This is a genomic window from Micromonospora sp. WMMB482 (genome assembly GCF_019038635.1).
Classification (GTDB): domain Bacteria; phylum Actinomycetota; class Actinomycetes; order Mycobacteriales; family Micromonosporaceae; genus Micromonospora; species Micromonospora marina.
Genome location: NZ_JAHOPD010000020.1, coordinates 2,221,069 through 2,238,967, shown reverse-complemented (window position 1 = coordinate 2,238,967; position 17,899 = coordinate 2,221,069). Strand labels below are relative to the sequence as shown.

Below are 17,899 nucleotides of genomic sequence, written 5' to 3'. Positions count from 1 at the left end.
CGGCCCGCCCGGCGCCGCCGCGTGACGCCCGTCGCAACCGCACGTCCCCGCACCCGCGCCCGCGCTGCGCTTCCCACCGGTCGGCGTAACCTGCAAGCCGCAGCTCTAGGGGAAGGGGGCGAGAGATGACGGACCGGGTGGCACGCGACCGAACCGCCGGCACCGACGCCAGCCGGGCACTGCGCCCCCGCGCCTGGTCGGCACCGGTACGCGCGATGTCCCGCATCCTCAACGCCGACGGCACCCCGCGTACGGCCCAGCCGGCCGGCCCGGAGCGCAGCGGGATCGTCGACTGCGGGCTGTACGTCGACGGTGAGCGCCGCCCCGGCCACCCTCAGTACGCCGAGGCCCTGGCCGCCGCCCGGCAGGAGCGGGACGGCTTCGTCTGGCTCGGCCTGCACGAGCCCGACCTGGCCGAGATGACCGAGATCGCCGCCACGTTCGGCCTGCACGAGCTCGCCGTGGAGGACGCGGTCAAGGCCCAGCAGCGCCCGAAGCTGGAACACTTCGGCGAGATCGTCTTCCTGGTGCTGCGTACCGCCCGCTACTGCGAGCACGCCGAGCTGACCGAGAACTCCGAGGTGGTGGAGACCGGTCAGGTGATGCTCTTCATCGGGCCGCACTTCGTGATCAGCGTGCGGCACGGTGACGCCTGCCGGCTGGCGCCGGTGCGTGCCGACCTGGAGGCCAAGCGGGACCTGCTGCGGCACGGCCCGTGGGCGGTCGCGTACGCGATCACCGACCGCGTGGTGGACCTCTACCTGGAGGTGGCCGACCGGCTGGAGGACGACCTCGACGTGCTGGAGGCCGACGTCTTCGACCGGCAGAGCAGCGGCCGGATCCAGCGGATCTACCAGATGAAGCGCGAGCTGGTCGAGTTCAAGCGGGCGGTGGTGCCGTTGCAGCGCCCGCTGATGACGCTCACCGCACAGGTCAACCGCGCGGTGCCGCAGGAGGTACGGCGCTACTTCCGCGACGTGCAGGACCACCTCAGCCGCACGGTCGAGCAGGTGAACTCCTACGACGACCTGCTCAACTCGATCCTCCAGGCGCGGCTGGCCCAGGTCACCGTCGACCAGAACAACGACATGCGCAAGATCGCCGCCTGGGCCGCGATCGGTGCGGTGTGGACGGCGATCGCCGGCATCTACGGCATGAACTTCGACAACATGCCCGAGCTGAAGTGGACGTACGGCTATCCGGGGGTCTGGGCGCTGATGCTCGTGGCGTCCTTCACGCTCTACCGCCTGTTCCGCCGCAACGGCTGGCTGTAACCGCCGCCCACACGCGGAAGCGCCGGCCACGCGGGTGGTCCCGCGTGCCGGCGCTGATCCGACGGTACGAGGTCAGCGGCGGCCGCCGGCCTTCGCGGCGTTCTTCCCGGCCTGCACGGCCTGGGTGATGTCGTCGGCCGGGCGGCCGGAGACGTCCCGGGCACCCTCGGCGACGGAGGGAACCTGGTCGTTCGGGTGGATCACCGGCTGGCTGCCGGAGGTGGCGGTCGACGCGCTGCTGCCCTTGGCCACCGCCGAGGAGCCGGCGCCGGTCGGGCCGGCCTGCGTCACCTTCGCGCTCGCGTCCGGGGTCTCCACCACGATCGTGTCCACGTCCTCCCGCATCGGCTCCAGCTTGTCGTGACCGGTCGCGCCGAGCGTGCCGGTCGGGTCGTACTCGGCCCACTCCTGCTGCTCGCGGCGACGGCGCATGGCCATCGCACCGGCCAGGCCGGCGACGGTGCCGGCCACCAGCAGGCCCGCGGTCATGCCCCGCGACCTGCGCTGCTTCTTCTTTCCGGCCTTCATGTTCTTCGCCTTCTTCGTGATCGAGGACTGCTTCGCGGCCATCACCTTGCGGCCGCTCGACGCCTTGCCGGCGGCCTCGTCCCGGGCGTTGCGTACGGCCAGCAGCACCGGCGCGAGCGCCGCGGCGGTCGACGCGAGCCCGCTGGACGCCCGGTCCCGGACCAGGACCGCAGTCGGCGCGACGGCGACCCGGGCTGCCTGGACCCGCGGGCCGACAGTGGCGCCGGCGCCCTTCGCCGCGTGCGTGGCGGCCTGCCTCAGGTGACCGATGCCCTGGTTCAGCTCGACCTTCGCGAGCTGGCCCTGGGTCTTGCGCCGTCCGATTCCAAACACGGTCCCACCTCCTGGGAGTTGTTCCTTCGCCATCCTCCACCTTCGAATGCCTCCGCATGGCCAGATCGGGCACATGGGAGGATCCGCAAGGAACTGAACTACGAGTGAGGAGTACCCGTGGCCGAGGCTGTCTACGCCACCTTGCACACCAACGCCGGCCCGATCCGGCTGGAGCTCTTCCCGAACCACGCGCCGAAGACCGTCCGCAACTTCGTGGAGCTGGCCGAGGGCACCCGTGAGTACATCGACCCGCGTACCGGTCAGCCGGGCAGTGGGCCGTACTACGACGGCACCGTCTCGCACCGCGTGATCAGCGGTTTCATGATTCAGATGGGCGACCCGACCGGCACCGGCCGGGGTGGCCCGGGCTACAAGTTCGCCGACGAGTTCCACCCCGAGCTGCGCTTCGACCGGCCGTACCTGCTGGCGATGGCGAACGCCGGGCCGGGCACCAACGGCTCGCAGTTCTTCATCACGGTGTCGCCCACGCCACACCTGAACAACCGGCACACCATCTTCGGCCAGGTGGCCGACGAGCAGTCCGCGAAGGTGGTCGACTCGATCGCCAACACCCCGACCGGCCCGAGCGACCGGCCGATCCAGGACGTGGTGATCGAGCGGGTCGAGATCGAGCACAAGCAGTCCTGAGCGGTACGCGGGTACCTTTGCTCGCATGACTGAGCGCTCCGGCCAGCCAGGCGACGCCACCGGGGGTCCGGTGCCGACCACTCCGGTCTGCTACCGGCACCCCGGCCGGGAGACGTACATCCGGTGCACCCGGTGTGACCGGCCGATCTGCACCGAGTGCATGCGGGACGCCTCCGTCGGCCACCAGTGCCCGGAGTGCGTCGCCGAGGGCCGGCGCAGCGTGCGGCCGGCGCGTACCGCCTTCGGTGGCGGTGCCGCCGGCCGCCAGGGCAACGTCACGAAGGCGCTGATCGCGCTGAACGTGGTGATGATGCTGCTGTCCGTCCTCTCGGCCCGCAGCGGGACCGCCGTGGCCGGCGGTGGCCTGGGCGGCCTGATGGGCAACGGGACGCCGCTGACCGAGTGGGGGGCGGTGCTCGGCCTGGCGCGCTTCCCCGACGGGCACGTCGGCGGGGTGGCCGACGGCGAGTGGTACCGGCTGGTCACGGCCATGTTCCTGCACTACGGCGTGCTGCACCTGCTGCTGAACATGTGGGCGCTCTGGGTGCTCGGCCGGACGCTGGAGGCGGTGCTCGGGCCGCTGCGCTTCCTGGCGCTCTACCTGCTCGCCGGGCTGGGCGGCAACGTCGCCGCGTATGTCTTCACCGAGCCGAACCGGTTCACGGCCGGCGCCTCGACCGCCGTCTTCGGCCTGTTCGCCGCCGTCTTCGTGATCATGCGCCGGCTCGGCCGGGACACCTCGGCGATCGTGCCGATCCTGGTGATCAACCTGATCTTCACGTTCACCGTGCCGAGCATCTCGGTGGCCGGGCACCTCGGCGGGCTGGTCGCCGGCGCGCTGGTGGCGCTGGTCCTGGCGTACGCTCCACGCTCGCGGCGGACCGTGTTCCAGGTGGCCGGTTGCGCGATCGTGCTGGTCGCGCTGATCGGGCTGACGCTCGTCCGGACCGCCGCGCTACTCGGCTGAGCCCCGCGGCCTCAGCGCGCGGGGCGGGCCTCGTCCAGCGCCGCGGCCACCTCGTCCAGCGGGGCGTCCAGGTCGCGGCGGCCGAACAGGTGCAGCGACTCCCCCGCGTCGATCTCCAGCGTCTCGGCGGTGACCCCGCGCCGGCTGCGCCGCTCCAGGCGGATCGCCTCCACCGCGTCCCACGGCAGCCGGCGCCGCCCGGCGAACCCCCGCAGCACGGTGAGCCCGTCCGGGCCGACCGCGAGGCGGACCGGCGCGACCACGTCGCGCAGCGCCCAGCCGAGCAGACCGGCGGCGGCCAGCCCGGCGAGCGCCGGACGGACCGGATCACCGGAGGCGAAGACCAGCCCCAGGGCGACGAGCGCGAGCGCGCCGACCGCCTTGAGCACCGGCACCTCCCGCGGCACCCGCCACTGCCGGACCGGCGGCGACTGTGGATCCATCCGCCCAGCATGCCAGTCGCACCTGCCGCACGCCGGGGGAGGACGGCCGCTCCGGTCAGCACGTAGGATCGGGGCAAGCGAGGTTACCGGGGAGTAGACATGAGTGACGCGGTCATCGTCGGTGCGGTACGGACCCCGGTCGGGCGGCGCAAGGGCAGCCTCGCCGGAGTGCACCCGGTCGACCTCTCGGCGCACGTGCTGCGCGCGCTCGCCGAGCGCACCGGCATCGACCCGGGCCAGGTCGACGACGTGGTGTGGGGCTGCGTGTCGCAGGTCGGCGAGCAGTCCTGGAACGTGGCCCGCAACGCCGTGCTCGCGGCCGGCTGGCCGGAGTCGGTCCCCGGCACCACGCTCGACCGCCAGTGCGGGTCGAGCCAGCAGGCGCTGCACTTCGCTGCCGCGACGGTCCTCTCCGGCCAGGCCGACCTGGTCGTGGCCGGTGGCGTCGAGTCGATGACCCGGGTGCCGATGGGCTCCAGCGTCGCCGGCGGCATGCCGTTCAGCGCGGCCGTCCTGGAGCGCTACCGCGGCGTCGAGGGCGTCGCGGAGGACTCCCCACTGCCGTTCAACCAGGGCGTCGGAGCCGAGCTGATCGCGCAGCGGTGGCGCTTCTCGCGTACCCAGCTGGACGAGTTCGCGCTCGCCAGCCACGAGAAGGCCGCCGCCGCCCAGGACGCGGGCGCGTTCGAGGCCGAACTGGCGCCGGTGGCGCTCGCCGACGGCGGCAAGTTCTCCGCCGACGAGGGCATCCGCCGCGACACCTCGCTGGCGAAGCTGGGCGAGCTGGCCACCCCGTTCCGCGCCGACGGGGTGGTGACCGCCGGGTCCGCGTCGCAGATCTCCGACGGCGCCGCCGCGCTCGCTGTCACCACCGCCGAGTGGGCCAGCCGGCACGGCCTGCGCCCGCTGGCCCGGGTGCACACCGCCGTGGTCGCCGCCGACGACCCGGTCACCATGCTCACCGCGCCGATCCCGGCCACCGCGAAGGCGCTGCGCCGCGCGGGGCTGGGCATCGAGGAGATCGGGGTGTACGAGGTGAACGAGGCGTTCGCCCCGGTGCCGCTGGCGTGGCTGGCCGAGACCGAGGCGGACCCGGAGCGGCTGAACCCCCGGGGCGGGGCGATCGCGCTCGGTCACCCGCTCGGCGGGTCCGGCGCACGGATCATGACCACGATGCTTCAGCACATGCGGGACAACGGCATTCGCTACGGCCTCCAGACCATGTGCGAGGGCGGCGGCATGGCCAACGCCACGATCGTCGAGCTGCTCTGAGCCGACCGGCCGCCCGTGTCGCACCGCTGGTGCGACTTGCACGTGTGGAAGTTCCAGAAATCGGGCGTGACCCATATCACCCCTGGTCATCGGCTCGTTGGACCGGGCATGGACGTGTTCTCGCGAACGTTCCTCCCGGCCGCCGCCGATACCGGCCTGGCGACCCAGACCGTCACCCGGCACATGCCGGTGTTCCGCCGGTGCGTCGGCTCCGGCGACGCGACCATCCTGGTCACCCGGTGCAGCCGCCCGGACGATCCGGTGGGCGGCGACTACCTGATGCTCCTCACCCACCGGCGGCTGGTGGTCACCCGGCAGACCCGGGTGCTGCACCGGCTGCGCCTGCACCTCAACACCGAGCTGCGCGAGCTGAGCAACGTGACGTGGAGCCCCGACCCCCGCGCGCACAGCGTGGAGCTGGCGGCCACCGCGATCGACGGGGTACGTGAGCGCTTCGTCCTGCGTACCCACCACCCGAAGCAGGTGTGGCAGCTCGACGCGCTGCTCAACCACGCCTTCCGCACCCGCCTGCGTACGCCGGCCGAGCGGGTGGTCGCGACCATCGGCGAGTCACCGGCGGGAGCCCGCCCGACGGTGCTGCGGCCCGCCCCGGCCCGCTGACGTGCTCCTTACCTGATCCGAACATTCCCTCACCGGCCGGGCGGCCGCCGGTCGGTCATCATGAGCCGGTGACCACAGCCGCCCCGCTCGGGCTCGTCCTCGTCGTGGAGGACGAGCCGGCCATCGCCGACCTGGTCCGGCTCTACCTGACCCGGGACGGGTTCGGCGTACACCTGGAACGTGACGGCGAGGCCGGGCTGGCCGCCGCACGGCGCCTGCGCCCGGTGGCCTGCGTGCTCGACATCGCGCTGCCGGGCCTGGCCGGCACCGAGATCTGCCGCCGGCTGCGCGCGGCCGGCGACTGGACTCCCGTCATCTTCCTCACCGCCCGCGACGACGAGGTGGACCGCGTCGTCGGCCTGGAACTGGGCGCCGACGACTACGTCACCAAGCCGTTCAGCCCTCGCGAGCTGCTCGCCCGGCTGCGTGCGGTGCTGCGCCGCACCGCCGGCACGCCCGCCGAGCAGCCCCGCATGCTCGGCACCGTCGCACTCGACCCCTCCCGCCGGACGGTGACCGCCGGCGGTACGCCGGTGCAGCTCACCTCCACCGAATTCGACCTCCTCGCGTACCTGATGGCGCGTCCCGGCCGGGTGTTCACCCGGGAGGAACTGCTGGCGGGTGTGTGGGGGTACGCGGCGCATGCCGGCACCCGGACCGTCGACGTGCACGTGGCGCAGGTCCGGGCCAAACTCGGCCCGGACAGCGTGATCCGCACCCACCGGGGCGTCGGGTACGCCGCCGATGCCTGAGCAGCCCACAGTGCCGATGCCGCCCACCGGTCCGGCCCGCGGCGGCCGCCGCCCCGGACGGACACTCACCGCCCGCGCCGTGCTCGCCACCTGCGCGGTGGCGCTGGTGTCGGTGCTCGTCACCGCGCTGGTAGCGGTGCCCCTGGCGGTACGCGGCGCGGAACGCCGGGACCAGGAGGCCCTCGCCGCCCAGGCCCGGCTCGCCGCCGACGTGCTCCGGGTGCGGCCGGTACGCCAGCGCGACAGCGCCGGCGACCGGCTCATCCGGCAACTGCGCCGGCAGCAGATCGAGGTGTACGTGATCCAGGACGGGCGGGCCGACCGGCCGGGCCTGCCCGGACCGCTGGTGACGCGGGTGGCCGGCGGCGAGAACGTGTCCGGCCGGCGGCTGGTCGAGGGGGAACGCCGGCTGGTCGAGGGGCGGGCGCTGCCCGGTGGGGACGGGGTGGTGCTGACCCGGGCCCGTAGCGCCGCGCCCTGGCGGCAGGTGTTGCGCGGACTCTGGCTGCCGCTGCTCGCCGGACTCGCCGCCGGGGCGGCCGCCGGACTGCTGCTCGCCCGCCGGCTGGCGCGGCCGATCCGTACCGCCGCCACCGCCGCCGCCCGGCTGCGCGCCGGTGACCGGGCGGTCCGGGTGCCGGTCGAGCCGCCCGACGAGGTGGCCGACCTGGCGCACGCGCTCAACGGCCTGGCCGCCGCGCTCGCCACGAGCGAAGGGCGGCAGCGCGAGTTCCTGCTCTCCGTCTCGCACGAGCTGCGGACCCCGCTCACCGCCATCCGCGGCTACGCCGAGGCGCTGGCCGACGGTGTGATCGAGGCCGACGCGGTGCCGACGACCGGCCGGACCGTACTCGCCGAGGCCGAACACCTGGACCGGCTGGTCCGCGACCTGCTGGCGCTGGCCCGGTTGGAGGCGGTCGACTTCCCCCTGGAACCGGTGCCGGTCGACCTGGCCGGGCTCGCCGCCGACGCGGAGCGCACCTGGTCGGGCCGGTGCGCGGCGCTCGGGGTGCCGTTCCGGCTGGAGACGCCGGGAGTGCCGGTGCCGGCGTACACCGATCCGGGCCGGATCCGGCAGGTGGTGGACGGGCTGCTGGAGAACGCGCTGCGGGTCGTACCCCCGGGGGCGCCGGTGGTGCTCGCGGTCCGGGCCGACGGCCCGGCGGGCGGCGGGGTGCTGGAGGTCCGCGACGGCGGACCCGGTTTCACCGACGACGACCTGCGGGTGGCGTTCGAGCGCGGCGCGCTGCACGAGCGGTACCGCGGGGTGCGCAAGGTGGGCAGCGGGCTGGGCCTGGCGCTCGCCGCCGGGCTGGTCCGCCGGCTCGGCGGGGACATCGCCGCCGGGCACGCCCCGGAGGGTGGAGCCGCCTTCACGGTCCGGGTGCCCCCGGATCCTTACGCGGCTCGAACATCGGCCTGACCGTCCCCTCGCGTCGGTGCGGAACGCTCGGGTCGTCACCGCGAGGAGAGGACCACAGATGAGACGTCAGCGAATCGTCACCGGCGCCACCGCACTGCTCGCCGCCGCGGCGCTCGCGCTCACCGGGTGCGGCGTGGGCCGCTCCGGCGCGGCGCCGGACGACGCGGTCGAGGTGAGCGCCGCCCTGGGCGTGGACGGCCAGGCGCTCGCCGCGCTCGGCGTCGACGCCGACGAGCTGGACGTGGATCCGGTCGCCGCGCCTGCGCCCTCCGGCACGCCGCAGGCCGGGCCGGACGGCAAGGGCGAGCGGGCGAAGGACGGGCACAAGCGGCACCGTGCCCGGGTGCTGCTGCGGCGCAACACGCTGCACGGCGAGGCGGTGGTGCGGACCAAGGACGGCGGTACGAAGACCGTCGCGGTCCAGCGCGGTGAGGTGACCGCGATCGACGACAGGTCGGTGACCGTGAAGTCCACCGACGGCTTCACCGTGACGTGGACGTTCGGTGCGGAACTGCGGGTGGTCGAGCGGCGGACCACGATCCGATCGGCCGACATCAAGATCGGTACGACGGTCGGTGTGGCCGGCGCGAAGGACGGCGACAAGAGCGTGGCCCGGCTCGTCGTGGTACCACTTCGCCAGGAATAGGGTGCCCGGGCTCTCGTGACCTGAGCAATGTGCCAGGCTACGCTATGCCCCGACCTGCCATCGCCTCCGTGGAGATTCCGTGAAGCTCTCGATCCTCATGCCGGTCTACAACGAGGAAGAACGTATCGCGGATGCCCTCAAGCAGGCATTGGCGGTGGACTACCCCTGCGAGATCGAGCTCGTCGTCGTGGACGACGGCAGCCGGGACGGCACCGGTGAGATCCTCGGCCGGGTGGACGACGCCCGCCTGCGGGTGATCACCCACCAGCGCAACGCCGGTAAGGGCGCGGCCATCAAGACGGCGGTCGACAGCGCCGAGGGCGAGTACATGGTCATCCTCGACGCCGACCTGGAGTACGACCCGCAGGACATCCCGCGCCTGCTGGAGCCGGTGCTCGACGGCCGGGCGACAGTCGTCTACGGCAACCGGACCTTCGGCAGCCACAGCTCGTACAGCTTCTGGTACGTGATGGGCAACAAGGGCGTCACGCTCGCCGCGAACGTGCTCTACAACTCCTACATCGGCGACCTGGAGACCTGCTTCAAGCTGATGCCGCTGGAGCTGTACCGCTCGCTCCAGGTCCGCTCCCGCGGTTTCGGCATGGAGGCGGAGGTCACCGGCAAGCTGCTGCGCCGCCGCATCCGCCCGTACGAGGTGCCGATCAGCTACCGCGCACGGGGCCGCGAGGAGGGCAAGAAGATCACCTGGAAGGACGGCGTCGAGGCGATCTGGATCCTGGCCCGCGAGCGGGCCCGCCGCCGCCCGGCCAATCCCGCCGCCGCGCACTGAGCCCGAACCGACGGAACCCCGCGCCCCGGCACCAGCCGAGGTCGCGGGGTTCCGCCGTGTCCGGGACGCTCAGGTGAGGAACGCGTCGGCCGAGCGGCGCAGCCCGGCGGCGTCCAGGCCGTGCCAGCGTTCATGGTCCTCGGCGCCGCCGTAGCGGCGCAGGTCCCTGCGGCCCACCCCGAGCGCCAGCAGCCGGTGCGGGCGGTCGGCCAGCGCCTCCGACGCCACCCGTGCCGAGGTGCCCGCCAGGTACGGCTCGACCAGGATCACTTCGGTGCCGGTGAGCGCCCGCAACCCGGCGGTGTCGAACGGTCGCGGCCGGTGGGTGTAGGCCACCGTGACCGGCCGGTCGGCGACCGCGGCCACCGCGGCGTCCAGCACCGGACCGACCGCGACCAGCAGCGGCGCGCCCGGCCCGGCGTCGCGGACCACGTGCAGGTCACCCGCCTGGGGGTACGCCCGCGCGTTGGTCCGGGCGGACAACCGCAGGTACGCCGAGTCCCGCCCGCACACGACGTCGCGCAGCAGCGGCCGGACCTCGTCCGGGTGCCCGGGCACGTGCACGGTCCAGCCGTCCAGCGTGTCCAGCAGCGCCACGTCCGCCGGCCCGAGGTGGGTGCGTCCCGCCGACGCCCGGTCGTACGAGCCGCCGATGCCCACCAGCACCGCGCCGACGTCCTGGTGGTCGAGGTCCAGCTTGATCTGCTCGTACGCCCGCTCGACCAGGAACGGGGCGTAGCTGTGCACGATCGGCCGCTGCCCGGTCAGCGCCAGCCCACCGGCCACCCCGATCATCAACTGCTCCCGGATTCCCACGTTGATCACCCGGTCCGGGTGCCGGGCGGCGGCCGGCTCGAACGCGGCGGCGGAGATGTCGGCGAGCACGACTGTCGTACGCGGATCGGCGAGCACCTCCTCGGTGGTGGTCACGAACGCGTCCCGCATGGTGCTGCTCATCGTCACTCCCCGTCCGTGACGACCGCGACGACGACGTGCGGCCGGTGATCGTCGTGCCCGGTGAGGGCGGCGTGCAGGGCGCCGTGGTCGCGCCCGTCGACGGTGGCGGCGCTCCACCCGTTCACCGTGAACCGGCTCGCCGCGCCGCCCGGCCAGCCGTACGTGGCCGAGCGGTTGTCCAGCACGATCGCGGTCAGGTTGCCCAGCCCGGTCGCGAACGCGTACGCGATCGCCTCGTGGTTGGAGCCCTCGTCCAGTTCGGCGTCGCCGAGCAGCACGTACACCCGGGGCCCGGTGCGGCCCTGGGCCCGCAGCCCGAGCGCGGTGCCGACGCCCAGCCCGAGCCCGTGGCCCAGCGAGCCGGAACCGATCTCCACGCCCGGCACCAGCGTCCGGTCCGGGTGGTCGCCGAGCCGGCTCGCCGGGCCGCCCTGGTCGTCCAGCCACTCGGGCGGTAGGAAGCCGCGGGCGGCGAGCAGCGCGTAGTACCCGGCGACCGCGTGCCCCTTGGAGAGCAGGAAGCGGTCCCGGTCCGGGTCGGACACGGTGGCCGGGGTGATCCGGAGCACCCGGTCGTAGAGCACCTGAAGCACGTCGAGCGTCGAGTACACGTTGGCGCCGAACTCGCGGCCGGCGCGCACCCGGGTAAGGAGCGCGCCCAGGTCGGTGGCGGTGGTCGTCGTCATACCGATAGCCTCGGACTTGAAGCGAACTTCAACTCAAGGCCGTGTGATGCACGAAGCAACACTGACCATCGGGCAGCTCGCCGACCGCAGTGGCGTCGCCCCCTCGGCGCTGCGCTACTACGAGCGGCTCGGCCTGATCCACGCCGCCCGCACCGGCGGGAACCAGCGCCGCTACGCCCGCACCGAGCTGCGCCGGGTCGCGTTCATCCGGATCTCCCAGCAGGTGGGTGTCTCGCTGGAGGAGATCCGGGCGGCGCTGGACTCGCTGCCGTCGGGGCGTACGCCCACGCCTGACGACTGGGCCGCGCTGTCCCGCGCCTGGCGGGACCGGCTGGACGAGCGGATCCGGCTGCTCGGCAAGCTCCGCGACGACCTGGACGGCTGCATCGGCTGCGGCTGCCTGTCGTTGCAGCGCTGCGCGCTCTACAACCCCGGCGACTCGCTCGCCGCCGAAGGCCCCGGCCCGCGCCTCATGCTCCCGCGCCCCGGCCAGGGCTGACCCTCACCGGACCAGCAGCACCTTGCCAAGGTGGTCGTTGGTCTCCACGAGGCGGTGCGCGGCGGCGGCGTCGGCCATGTCCACCCGGGCGTGCACCACCGGCCGGATCCGGCCCGCCTCCACCAGGGGCCACACCTGCTCGCGTACGCCCCGGGCGATCGCCGCCTTCTGCTCGACCGGGCGGGACCGCAACGCGGTCGCGTGCACCGCCGCGCGCTTCGCCAGCAGCATCCCCAGATCGAGTTCGCCCTTGCGCCCGCCCTGCATGCCGATCACCACGAGCCGCCCGCCGGTCGCCAGCGCCGCCACGTTCCGGGGCAGGTAGGACGCGCCCATGATGTCCAGGATCACGTCCGCGCCCCGGCCGCCGGTGACCCGGCGTACCTCGTCGACGAAGTCCTGCTCGCGGTAGTCGATCGTGTGCGCGGCGCCCAGCTCGCGCAGCCGCTCGTGCTTGGCCGAGCGGGCGGTCACCACCACAGTCGCGCCGAGCGCCACACCGAGCTGGATCGCGAACGTGCCGATCCCGCTGCCGCCGCCGTGCACCAGCAGCGTGTCCCCCTCGGCCAGCCGGGCCAGGTCCACCACGTTCGACCAGACCGTGCAGGCCACCTCCGGCAGCGCCGCCGCGTCGACCAGGTCGACCCCGGCCGGCACCGGCAGCAACTGCCCGGCCGGCACCGCGACCTGCTCGGCGTAGCCGCCGCCGGCCAGCAACGCGCAGACTTCCTGGCCCACCGACCAGCCGGTCACGCCGGCACCGAGCGCCCGCACCGTCCCCGAACACTCCAGACCGGGGTACGCGGACGCGCCCGGCGGCGGCGGGTAGTGCCCCTGCCGCTGCAACAGATCGGCCCGGTTCACCGCGCTCGCCCGCACCTCCACGACCACCTCACCGGGGCCTGGCTCCGGATCCGGCACGTGGGTCCAGACGAGCGCCTCGGGTCCGCCGGGTTCGCTGATCGTGATCGCGCGCATGGTTCAGTCTTACCCGATCTGCCCGTCGGTCCACGCGCGAGCGAGGATCTCCGTCACGGTCTCCTCCGGGGTCTGGCCGGAGGTGTCCAGCCAGAGCCCTATCCGCGGCGTGGAGGTACGGAACCCGGCATCCAGCTCCGCCACCGGCCAGTCCCCGTACCCCTTCTTCGACCGGTCCCGCTCGCGGGCGGCGACCACCTCGGCGCGGGGGGCGAGCACCACCACGGCGAGCGGGCGGTGCCGGATCCGGCCGACCACGGCCGGCAGGTCCGGGCCGAGGATCACGTCCTGGAGTACGACGGTGAAGCCCGCCGACGCGTACCGGTCGGCGGCCGAGGCGGCCAGGTCGTAGCGGAGCCGGAGCTGCCGCAGCGCCTCGTCGGTCGGCTCGGCGGTCATGTCGGCCCGCCCGCTGACGATCATGCGGCGGAACACGTCGCCGCGCAGATGCACCGCCCGGGGCAGCCGCCGCGCCAGCCCTTCGGCCACTGTGGACTTGCCGGCGGCCATGATTCCGCTGATCAGCACCACTGCCGGGCTCTCCCACACGCACACATCCTCGCAAAGGAGGTGGGACGGCGGCTTGCCCGGTACGGCGTTCGTGGCAGACTGGTAGCCGGTCGCGCACCCCTCGGGGGCGTGCCGGGAGGGTTCGCCTAGTGGCCGATGGCGCTGGTCTTGAAAACCGGTAAGGCAGCGATGTCTTCGTGGGTTCGAATCCCACACCCTCCGCCAGTGCCGAAGTTGTCCGCTGGTGGGGCATGCGTGGGGGACTTCGTGTCGCCGTTCACCTCGGCCGGCGGTTAGCGGGGCGGCCAGCCAGCCCGGGCGTGTCGGCTGGAGAGAAGTCATGGCCTCTGCGGCTTATGCCTCTCGGGCATATTTATGACCGAGAGGCATAAGCCGTAGTAGGAAGGTTCCTCCTCCGGGGCGCCGAGCATCAGACAGTCGACCTGCAACCGCGAAGGGCACGGCAGGGCGGAGGAACGGCGGGGCCTCGGAACAGCGGGAGCGCCGGGCGCGGCCGTAGGCTGCGGGTTGCGGCGACGGCGGGAGGCGCTGGTGGCAGGGACGACGACGGTGGCCGGGGTGACGGCCGAGCTGGCCACGCTCGACGATCCGAGGATCCGCGCGGTCAACGAGCGCCACGGCGACGACCACGGGGTCAACCTGGGCAAGCTGCGGGCGATCGCCAAGCGGCTGAAGACGCAGCAGAACCTGGCCCGCGAGCTGTGGGCGACCGGGGACAGCGCGGCCCGGCTGCTGGCGCTGCTGATCTGCCGGCCGAAGGCGTACGAGCGGGACGAGCTGGACGCCATGCTGCGCGAGGCGCGTACGCCGAAGGTGCAAGACTGGCTCGTGAACTACGTGGTGAAGAAGAGCCCGCACGCCGAGCCGCTGCGCTTGGCCTGGTCGGCCGACAGGGATCCGGTGGTGGCGAGCGCCGGCTGGGCGCTGACCGCCGAGCGGGTGGCGCGGAATCCGGATGGGCTGGACCTGACCGGCCTGCTCGACGTGATCGAGGCGGAGATGGCGGCCGCGCCGGAGCGCCTCCAGTGGGCGATGAACCACTGCCTGGCGCAGATCGGGATCGAGCACGCCGCGTACCGGAACCGCGCGATCGGGATCGGCGAGCGGCTCGGGGTGCTCAAGGACTATCCGACGCCGCCGGGCTGCACGTCGCCGTACGCGCCGGTCTGGATCAACGAGATGGTGCGCCGACAGCACGGCGGGGCGGACAACGGGGTATGAAGGGGCGCAGGACATTCGCGTACCCGGAAGGACCGTTTCGATGACCCTGGAACGACCGATCGCCCCGGACCCGTACGAGCTGCTGCCGACGGTACCGTCGTTCGACCTGACCAGCGACGACGTGCACAACGGCGAGCCGATGGACGCGCGGTACGCGCACGGCAGCACCGGCGGCGAGAACGTCTCACCGCAGCTGTCCTGGTCGGGCTTCCCGGCCGAGACCAAGAGCTTCGTGGTCACGTGCTTCGACCCTGACGCCCCGACGGGCAGTGGCTTCTGGCACTGGGTGCTGGTGAACGTGCCCGCCTCCGTGACCGAACTGCCCGGCGGGGTGCGGGAGGACGACCTCGGTGGCGCGTTCAGCGTCCGCAACGACTACGGCGAGACCGGGTACGGCGGTGCGGCGCCGCCGCCCGGGGACCGGCCGCACCGGTACGTGTTCGCGGTGCACGCGGTGGACGTGGACCGCCTCGACATCCCCGCCGGGGCCAGCCCGGCCTTCGTCGGCTTCAACCTGGCGTTCCACACCCTGGCCCGCGCGGTCATCCGCCCCACGTACCAGATCAAGGAGTGAATGTAAGGAAGGGCCCCTTATTAACAGACGTCTGTTAATAAGGGGCCCTTCCTTACATCTCAGGCGGGGACGCGGGCGACGGCGAAGACGGACTGGCCGAACGGTGGCCGGACGCGCTGCTCGGCGGCCTTGGTGACGGGCAGGACCAGGGTGTCGTAGACCTTCACCATCGGGCCCTCCTTCGGCATCAGCCGGAAGACCTTGGTGGCCATGAAGTAGCCGATCAGGCCGAGCGCGTTGGCGTAGTGGATCCGCTCGACGGTGAGGCCCGCCTCGGTCATCGCCGCGCCGAGCGTCTTCTTCGTGTAGCGGCGGACGTGGCCGGTGGCGATGTCGGCGGGGCTCATGGCGAACTGGAACGCCGGCACGATGATGACCACGGCGCCGCCGGGGCGGACGAGATCCCGCATGCTGCGCAGCGCGCCCACGTGGTCGTCGATGTGCTCCAGCACGTTGTAGGAGACGGCCGCGCTGTAGTCGCCGCGCTCGTGGTGCGGGAGCAGCATCTGCCGGACCTCGACGCCCGGGTGGTCGGACAGCCGCTCCTTGAGCTGGATCAGCCGGTCCGGGTCGGCCTCGGTGGCGGTGATCCGGGGCGCGTGGGCGGCCCAGGCGGAGGCGTAGTCGCCCAGGCCACTGCCGATCTCGATCGGGTTGTCACCGAGGTAGGGCACCGCCAGCTCGACGAACCACTGCCGGTGGTTGACAGCCGTCGCGAGGCCTTCGAGCACCTCGGACTGGACGCGCTGATCCCCAGTGATTTCTGCCATGCGTCGATTCCTCACGATATGACTGACCCGCGCCTGGACCGTCAGAGTCAACCATCTGGATGGCTGAGGGGGAAATCGGGGGACGGAGGGGCCGAATTGTGATGCGGAGGGGTGCCTGTTCAGCGCTCGGCGAACTCGGCACATAGTACGTGATTCTGCGGAACATTGCACCTGCCAGTCATACCCTGACTACGCTCTGAAATGCCATGACTACTCCGGAAAGCGGTGCGAAAACGGCGAAATCTGAGCAGGGTACGCAGATCGACGCGCTCGCCGTGCTCAGCTTCGTGCTGCTCGCGCTCTGGGTGACCGCGCGCCTCTGGGTCGATCCGCGCAATGGAGTCCGGGACAATCGGACAGATCAGGCGCAATTCGAATGGATGATGGCGCATGGTGCGCGCGTCGTCACTGATTTTGCCTATCCGTTCACCTCGGACCGGATGAATGTGCCGGATGTCGTCAATCTCATGGCTAATACGTCCGTATTATCCGTTTCATTGCCCCTGACCCCGGTGACGCTCTGGGCAGGCCCGCGCTGGTCCTTTCTGATTTTCCTCACTCTCGGGCTCGCCGCCACCGGTGTGTCCTGGTATTTCCTGCTCTCCCGAGTCGTCGTGAGGTTCCGCGGTCCGGCCTGGCTCGGCGCCGCGTTCTGCGCGTTCGCGCCCGCGATGATCTCGCACGCCAACTCGCACCCCAACATCATCAGCCAGTACGTGGTGCCGCTGATCATCTGGCGGACGCTGCGCCTGGCCGAACCCGGCCGGTGGCTGCGCAACGGCGTCCTGCTGGCCCTGGTGATCGTCTGGCAGGCGTTTCTCAACCTGGAGATCCTGCTGATGACCGCCATGGGGCTCGGCGTGGTGGTGCTCGCGCTGGTGCTCGGGCGTCCCGCGCTGCGCTCGGCGGCCCGCCCGTTCGCCGCCGGACTCGGAGTCGCCGCGGTGGTCGCCGGGGCGCTGCTCGCGTACCCGCTCTGGGTGCAGTTCTTCGGCCCCGGCGCCTACAGCGGGCTCTCCACGCTGATCCGGGGCTACTCCACCGACCTCGCCGCGTACGTGGCCTGGTCCCGGGAGTCGGTGGCCGGCGACGCCCGGGGCAGCGAACCGCTCGTCAAGAACGCCACCGAGGAGAACGCGTTCTTCGGCTGGCCGCTGGTGATCCTGGTGGTCGCGCTCGTGTGGTGGCTGCGCCGCAACGCGGTGGTGCTCGGGCTGGCGGCGGTCGGGCTCGTGTTCGCGCTCTTCTCGCTCGGCCGGGAGATCCGCTACGACGGCGAGGACACCGGCATCCCCGGCCCCTGGGCCGCGCTGGAGAACCTGCCGGTCCTGCACTCGGTGGTGCCCACCCGCTGGTCGCTCGCGCTCACTCCGATCATCGGCGTGCTGCTCGCGCTCGGCGCCGACCGGGCCCGGCGGCTCGCCGTACGGCACCCGGACGCGCGCGATCGGATCCGGTTCGCCACGGTCACCGTGCTCGCCATGGCGCTGGTGCCGATCCTGCCCACGCCGCTGCCCGCGAAGCGCCTCGACCCGACTCCGGCGTTCGTCACCTCCGGCGCCTGGCGCCCCTACGTCGCCGACGGGCGGAGCATCGTCACGCTGCCGCTGCCCGACACCACGTACGCGGTCCCGCTGCGCTGGTCCGCCGAGACCCGGCTGGACATGCCGCTGGCCCGGGGCTACTTCCTCTATCCGGACACCCGCCCCGGCGGGGACCGGATCGCGCTGTTCACCGCGCCGCCGCGCCCCACCAGCACGTTCTTCGAGACGGTACGGCGCACCGACGCGGTCCCGCCGATCACCCCGCAGGATCGGGTGGCCGCCGTCGACGACCTGCGCTACTGGCGGGCCGGCGCGGTGATCCTCGACCCCCGGCTGCGGCAGGCCGAGGCGCTGCGCCGGGCGATGACGGAACTGAGCGGGATCACGCCGAGGCGTACCGGCGGGGTCTGGCTGTGGGACGTCCGGCCGCTGGTCGAGTGAG

At 72.7% G+C, this 17,899-nt stretch carries 20 protein-coding genes and 1 tRNA gene; 14 read left to right on the top strand and 7 right to left on the bottom strand.

Features of this window, described 5'->3' with window-relative positions; all coding sequences use genetic code 11:
* Positions 1-125 precede the first annotated feature (125 nt).
* Positions 126-1,274: a magnesium/cobalt transporter CorA gene (gene corA, locus KSK32_RS11405; protein ID WP_216931104.1), complete on the top strand. Its 1,149-nt coding sequence runs from the start codon at positions 126-128 to the stop codon at positions 1,272-1,274.
* Positions 1,275-1,346: 72 nt separating this feature from the next.
* On the opposite strand, the gene KSK32_RS11400 is transcribed toward corA, so the two are convergent.
* Positions 1,347-2,168: a hypothetical protein gene (locus tag KSK32_RS11400; RefSeq protein ID WP_216931103.1), complete on the bottom strand. Its 822-nt coding sequence runs from the start codon at positions 2,166-2,168 to the stop codon at positions 1,347-1,349.
* An 84-nt stretch (positions 2,169-2,252) separates the two neighbouring features.
* On the opposite strand from KSK32_RS11400, the gene KSK32_RS11395 reads away from it, so the two are divergent.
* Together KSK32_RS11395 and KSK32_RS11390 are read left to right on the top strand one after the other, a co-directional pair.
* Entirely contained in the window at positions 2,253-2,783 is a 531-nt protein-coding gene (locus KSK32_RS11395; protein ID WP_013289260.1) for a peptidylprolyl isomerase, read from the top strand.
* A gap of 25 nt (positions 2,784-2,808) precedes the next feature.
* The gene (locus KSK32_RS11390) at positions 2,809-3,750 is read left to right on the top strand and encodes a rhomboid family intramembrane serine protease (protein WP_216931101.1); all 942 of its coding nucleotides are present in this window, start codon (positions 2,809-2,811) and stop codon (positions 3,748-3,750) included.
* Between the two features lie 11 nt (positions 3,751-3,761).
* Here the strand turns inward: KSK32_RS11390 and KSK32_RS11385 are convergent, their stop codons facing one another.
* Positions 3,762-4,193: a PH domain-containing protein gene (locus KSK32_RS11385; RefSeq protein ID WP_216931099.1), complete on the bottom strand. Its 432-nt coding sequence runs from the start codon at positions 4,191-4,193 to the stop codon at positions 3,762-3,764.
* A 99-nt stretch (positions 4,194-4,292) separates the two neighbouring features.
* Between KSK32_RS11385 and KSK32_RS11380 the strand changes: the two genes are divergently transcribed.
* From KSK32_RS11380 to KSK32_RS11355, 6 genes are all read left to right on the top strand, one after another.
* Positions 4,293-5,465 (top strand): acetyl-CoA C-acyltransferase, encoded by a 1,173-nt coding sequence (locus tag KSK32_RS11380; RefSeq protein WP_018787410.1) that lies wholly within the window; start codon positions 4,293-4,295, stop codon positions 5,463-5,465.
* 108 nt (positions 5,466-5,573) lie between these two features.
* A complete protein-coding gene (locus KSK32_RS11375) occupies positions 5,574-6,086 on the top strand; it encodes a hypothetical protein (RefSeq protein WP_216931097.1) in 513 nt (170 codons plus the stop codon).
* A 68-nt stretch (positions 6,087-6,154) separates the two neighbouring features.
* The gene (locus tag KSK32_RS11370) at positions 6,155-6,838 is read left to right on the top strand and encodes a response regulator transcription factor (protein WP_216931096.1); all 684 of its coding nucleotides are present in this window, start codon (positions 6,155-6,157) and stop codon (positions 6,836-6,838) included.
* Positions 6,831-8,261 (top strand): HAMP domain-containing sensor histidine kinase, encoded by a 1,431-nt coding sequence (locus KSK32_RS11365; RefSeq protein ID WP_216931094.1) that lies wholly within the window; start codon positions 6,831-6,833, stop codon positions 8,259-8,261. The genes KSK32_RS11370 and KSK32_RS11365 overlap by 8 nt, the downstream gene beginning before the upstream one ends.
* Positions 8,262-8,319: 58 nt before the next feature.
* The gene (locus tag KSK32_RS11360; RefSeq protein ID WP_216931092.1) at positions 8,320-8,907 is read left to right on the top strand and encodes a hypothetical protein; all 588 of its coding nucleotides are present in this window, start codon (positions 8,320-8,322) and stop codon (positions 8,905-8,907) included.
* Positions 8,908-8,986: 79 nt separating this feature from the next.
* Positions 8,987-9,697 (top strand): glycosyltransferase family 2 protein, encoded by a 711-nt coding sequence (locus KSK32_RS11355; RefSeq protein WP_120572614.1) that lies wholly within the window; start codon positions 8,987-8,989, stop codon positions 9,695-9,697.
* 69 nt (positions 9,698-9,766) lie between these two features.
* Here KSK32_RS11355 and KSK32_RS11350 read toward each other — a convergent pair whose 3' ends face one another.
* The gene (locus KSK32_RS11350) at positions 9,767-10,642 is read right to left on the bottom strand and encodes a transketolase family protein (RefSeq protein WP_216936011.1); all 876 of its coding nucleotides are present in this window, start codon (positions 10,640-10,642) and stop codon (positions 9,767-9,769) included.
* A gap of 14 nt (positions 10,643-10,656) precedes the next feature.
* Positions 10,657-11,340, bottom strand: coding sequence for a transketolase (locus tag KSK32_RS11345; protein ID WP_216931090.1), 684 nt, complete (start codon positions 11,338-11,340; stop codon positions 10,657-10,659).
* Between the two features lie 46 nt (positions 11,341-11,386).
* On the opposite strand from KSK32_RS11345, the gene soxR reads away from it, so the two are divergent.
* Positions 11,387-11,839: a redox-sensitive transcriptional activator SoxR gene (soxR, locus tag KSK32_RS11340; RefSeq protein WP_216931087.1), complete on the top strand. Its 453-nt coding sequence runs from the start codon at positions 11,387-11,389 to the stop codon at positions 11,837-11,839.
* A 3-nt stretch (positions 11,840-11,842) separates the two neighbouring features.
* Here soxR and KSK32_RS11335 read toward each other — a convergent pair whose 3' ends face one another.
* Both KSK32_RS11335 and KSK32_RS11330 read right to left on the bottom strand, forming a co-directional pair.
* Positions 11,843-12,817: an NAD(P)H-quinone oxidoreductase gene (locus KSK32_RS11335; RefSeq protein WP_216931073.1), complete on the bottom strand. Its 975-nt coding sequence runs from the start codon at positions 12,815-12,817 to the stop codon at positions 11,843-11,845.
* A 9-nt stretch (positions 12,818-12,826) separates the two neighbouring features.
* Positions 12,827-13,366 (bottom strand): AAA family ATPase, encoded by a 540-nt coding sequence (locus KSK32_RS11330; RefSeq protein WP_289256543.1) that lies wholly within the window; start codon positions 13,364-13,366, stop codon positions 12,827-12,829.
* Positions 13,367-13,462: 96 nt separating this feature from the next.
* On the opposite strand from KSK32_RS11330, the gene KSK32_RS11325 reads away from it, so the two are divergent.
* The 3 genes from KSK32_RS11325 to KSK32_RS11315 all read left to right on the top strand — a co-directional run bounded on the left by KSK32_RS11325 (position 13,463) and on the right by KSK32_RS11315 (position 15,143).
* Positions 13,463-13,552 (top strand) — tRNA-Ser (locus KSK32_RS11325).
* Between the two features lie 327 nt (positions 13,553-13,879).
* Positions 13,880-14,569 carry a DNA alkylation repair protein gene (locus KSK32_RS11320; protein WP_216931053.1) on the top strand — a complete coding sequence of 230 codons (690 nt, stop codon included), beginning with the start codon at positions 13,880-13,882 and terminating at the stop codon, positions 14,567-14,569.
* Between the two features lie 40 nt (positions 14,570-14,609).
* On the top strand, positions 14,610-15,143 hold the full coding sequence (locus KSK32_RS11315; protein ID WP_216931051.1) for a YbhB/YbcL family Raf kinase inhibitor-like protein: 534 nt from the start codon (positions 14,610-14,612) through the stop codon (positions 15,141-15,143).
* 59 nt (positions 15,144-15,202) lie between these two features.
* Here KSK32_RS11315 and KSK32_RS11310 read toward each other — a convergent pair whose 3' ends face one another.
* Entirely contained in the window at positions 15,203-15,913 is a 711-nt protein-coding gene (locus KSK32_RS11310; protein ID WP_216931048.1) for a bifunctional 2-polyprenyl-6-hydroxyphenol methylase/3-demethylubiquinol 3-O-methyltransferase UbiG, read from the bottom strand.
* Between the two features lie 206 nt (positions 15,914-16,119).
* On the opposite strand from KSK32_RS11310, the gene KSK32_RS11305 reads away from it, so the two are divergent.
* Positions 16,120-17,898: a hypothetical protein gene (locus KSK32_RS11305; RefSeq protein WP_216931046.1), complete on the top strand. Its 1,779-nt coding sequence runs from the start codon at positions 16,120-16,122 to the stop codon at positions 17,896-17,898.
* Position 17,899 lies beyond the last annotated feature (1 nt).

What these genes read in the sequence shown, in the direction of transcription:
- corA (WP_216931104.1), top strand. Translation starts at nt 126, where the DNA reads ATGACGGACCGGGTGGCACGCGACCGAACCGCCGGCACCGACGCCAGC.
- KSK32_RS11400 (WP_216931103.1), bottom strand. Translation starts at nt 2,168, where the DNA reads ATGGCGAAGGAACAACTCCCAGGAGGTGGGACCGTGTTTGGAATCGGA.
- KSK32_RS11390 (WP_216931101.1), top strand. Translation starts at nt 2,809, where the DNA reads ATGACTGAGCGCTCCGGCCAGCCAGGCGACGCCACCGGGGGTCCGGTG.
- KSK32_RS11385 (WP_216931099.1), bottom strand. Translation starts at nt 4,193, where the DNA reads ATGGATCCACAGTCGCCGCCGGTCCGGCAGTGGCGGGTGCCGCGGGAG.
- KSK32_RS11380 (WP_018787410.1), top strand. Translation starts at nt 4,293, where the DNA reads ATGAGTGACGCGGTCATCGTCGGTGCGGTACGGACCCCGGTCGGGCGG.
- KSK32_RS11375 (WP_216931097.1), top strand. Translation starts at nt 5,574, where the DNA reads ATGGACGTGTTCTCGCGAACGTTCCTCCCGGCCGCCGCCGATACCGGC.
- KSK32_RS11365 (WP_216931094.1), top strand. Translation starts at nt 6,831, where the DNA reads ATGCCTGAGCAGCCCACAGTGCCGATGCCGCCCACCGGTCCGGCCCGC.
- KSK32_RS11360 (WP_216931092.1), top strand. Translation starts at nt 8,320, where the DNA reads ATGAGACGTCAGCGAATCGTCACCGGCGCCACCGCACTGCTCGCCGCC.
- KSK32_RS11350 (WP_216936011.1), bottom strand. Translation starts at nt 10,642, where the DNA reads ATGCGGGACGCGTTCGTGACCACCACCGAGGAGGTGCTCGCCGATCCG.
- KSK32_RS11345 (WP_216931090.1), bottom strand. Translation starts at nt 11,340, where the DNA reads ATGACGACGACCACCGCCACCGACCTGGGCGCGCTCCTTACCCGGGTG.
- soxR (WP_216931087.1), top strand. Translation starts at nt 11,387, where the DNA reads ATGCACGAAGCAACACTGACCATCGGGCAGCTCGCCGACCGCAGTGGC.
- KSK32_RS11335 (WP_216931073.1), bottom strand. Translation starts at nt 12,817, where the DNA reads ATGCGCGCGATCACGATCAGCGAACCCGGCGGACCCGAGGCGCTCGTC.
- KSK32_RS11315 (WP_216931051.1), top strand. Translation starts at nt 14,610, where the DNA reads ATGACCCTGGAACGACCGATCGCCCCGGACCCGTACGAGCTGCTGCCG.
- KSK32_RS11310 (WP_216931048.1), bottom strand. Translation starts at nt 15,913, where the DNA reads ATGGCAGAAATCACTGGGGATCAGCGCGTCCAGTCCGAGGTGCTCGAA.
- KSK32_RS11305 (WP_216931046.1), top strand. Translation starts at nt 16,120, where the DNA reads ATGACTACTCCGGAAAGCGGTGCGAAAACGGCGAAATCTGAGCAGGGT.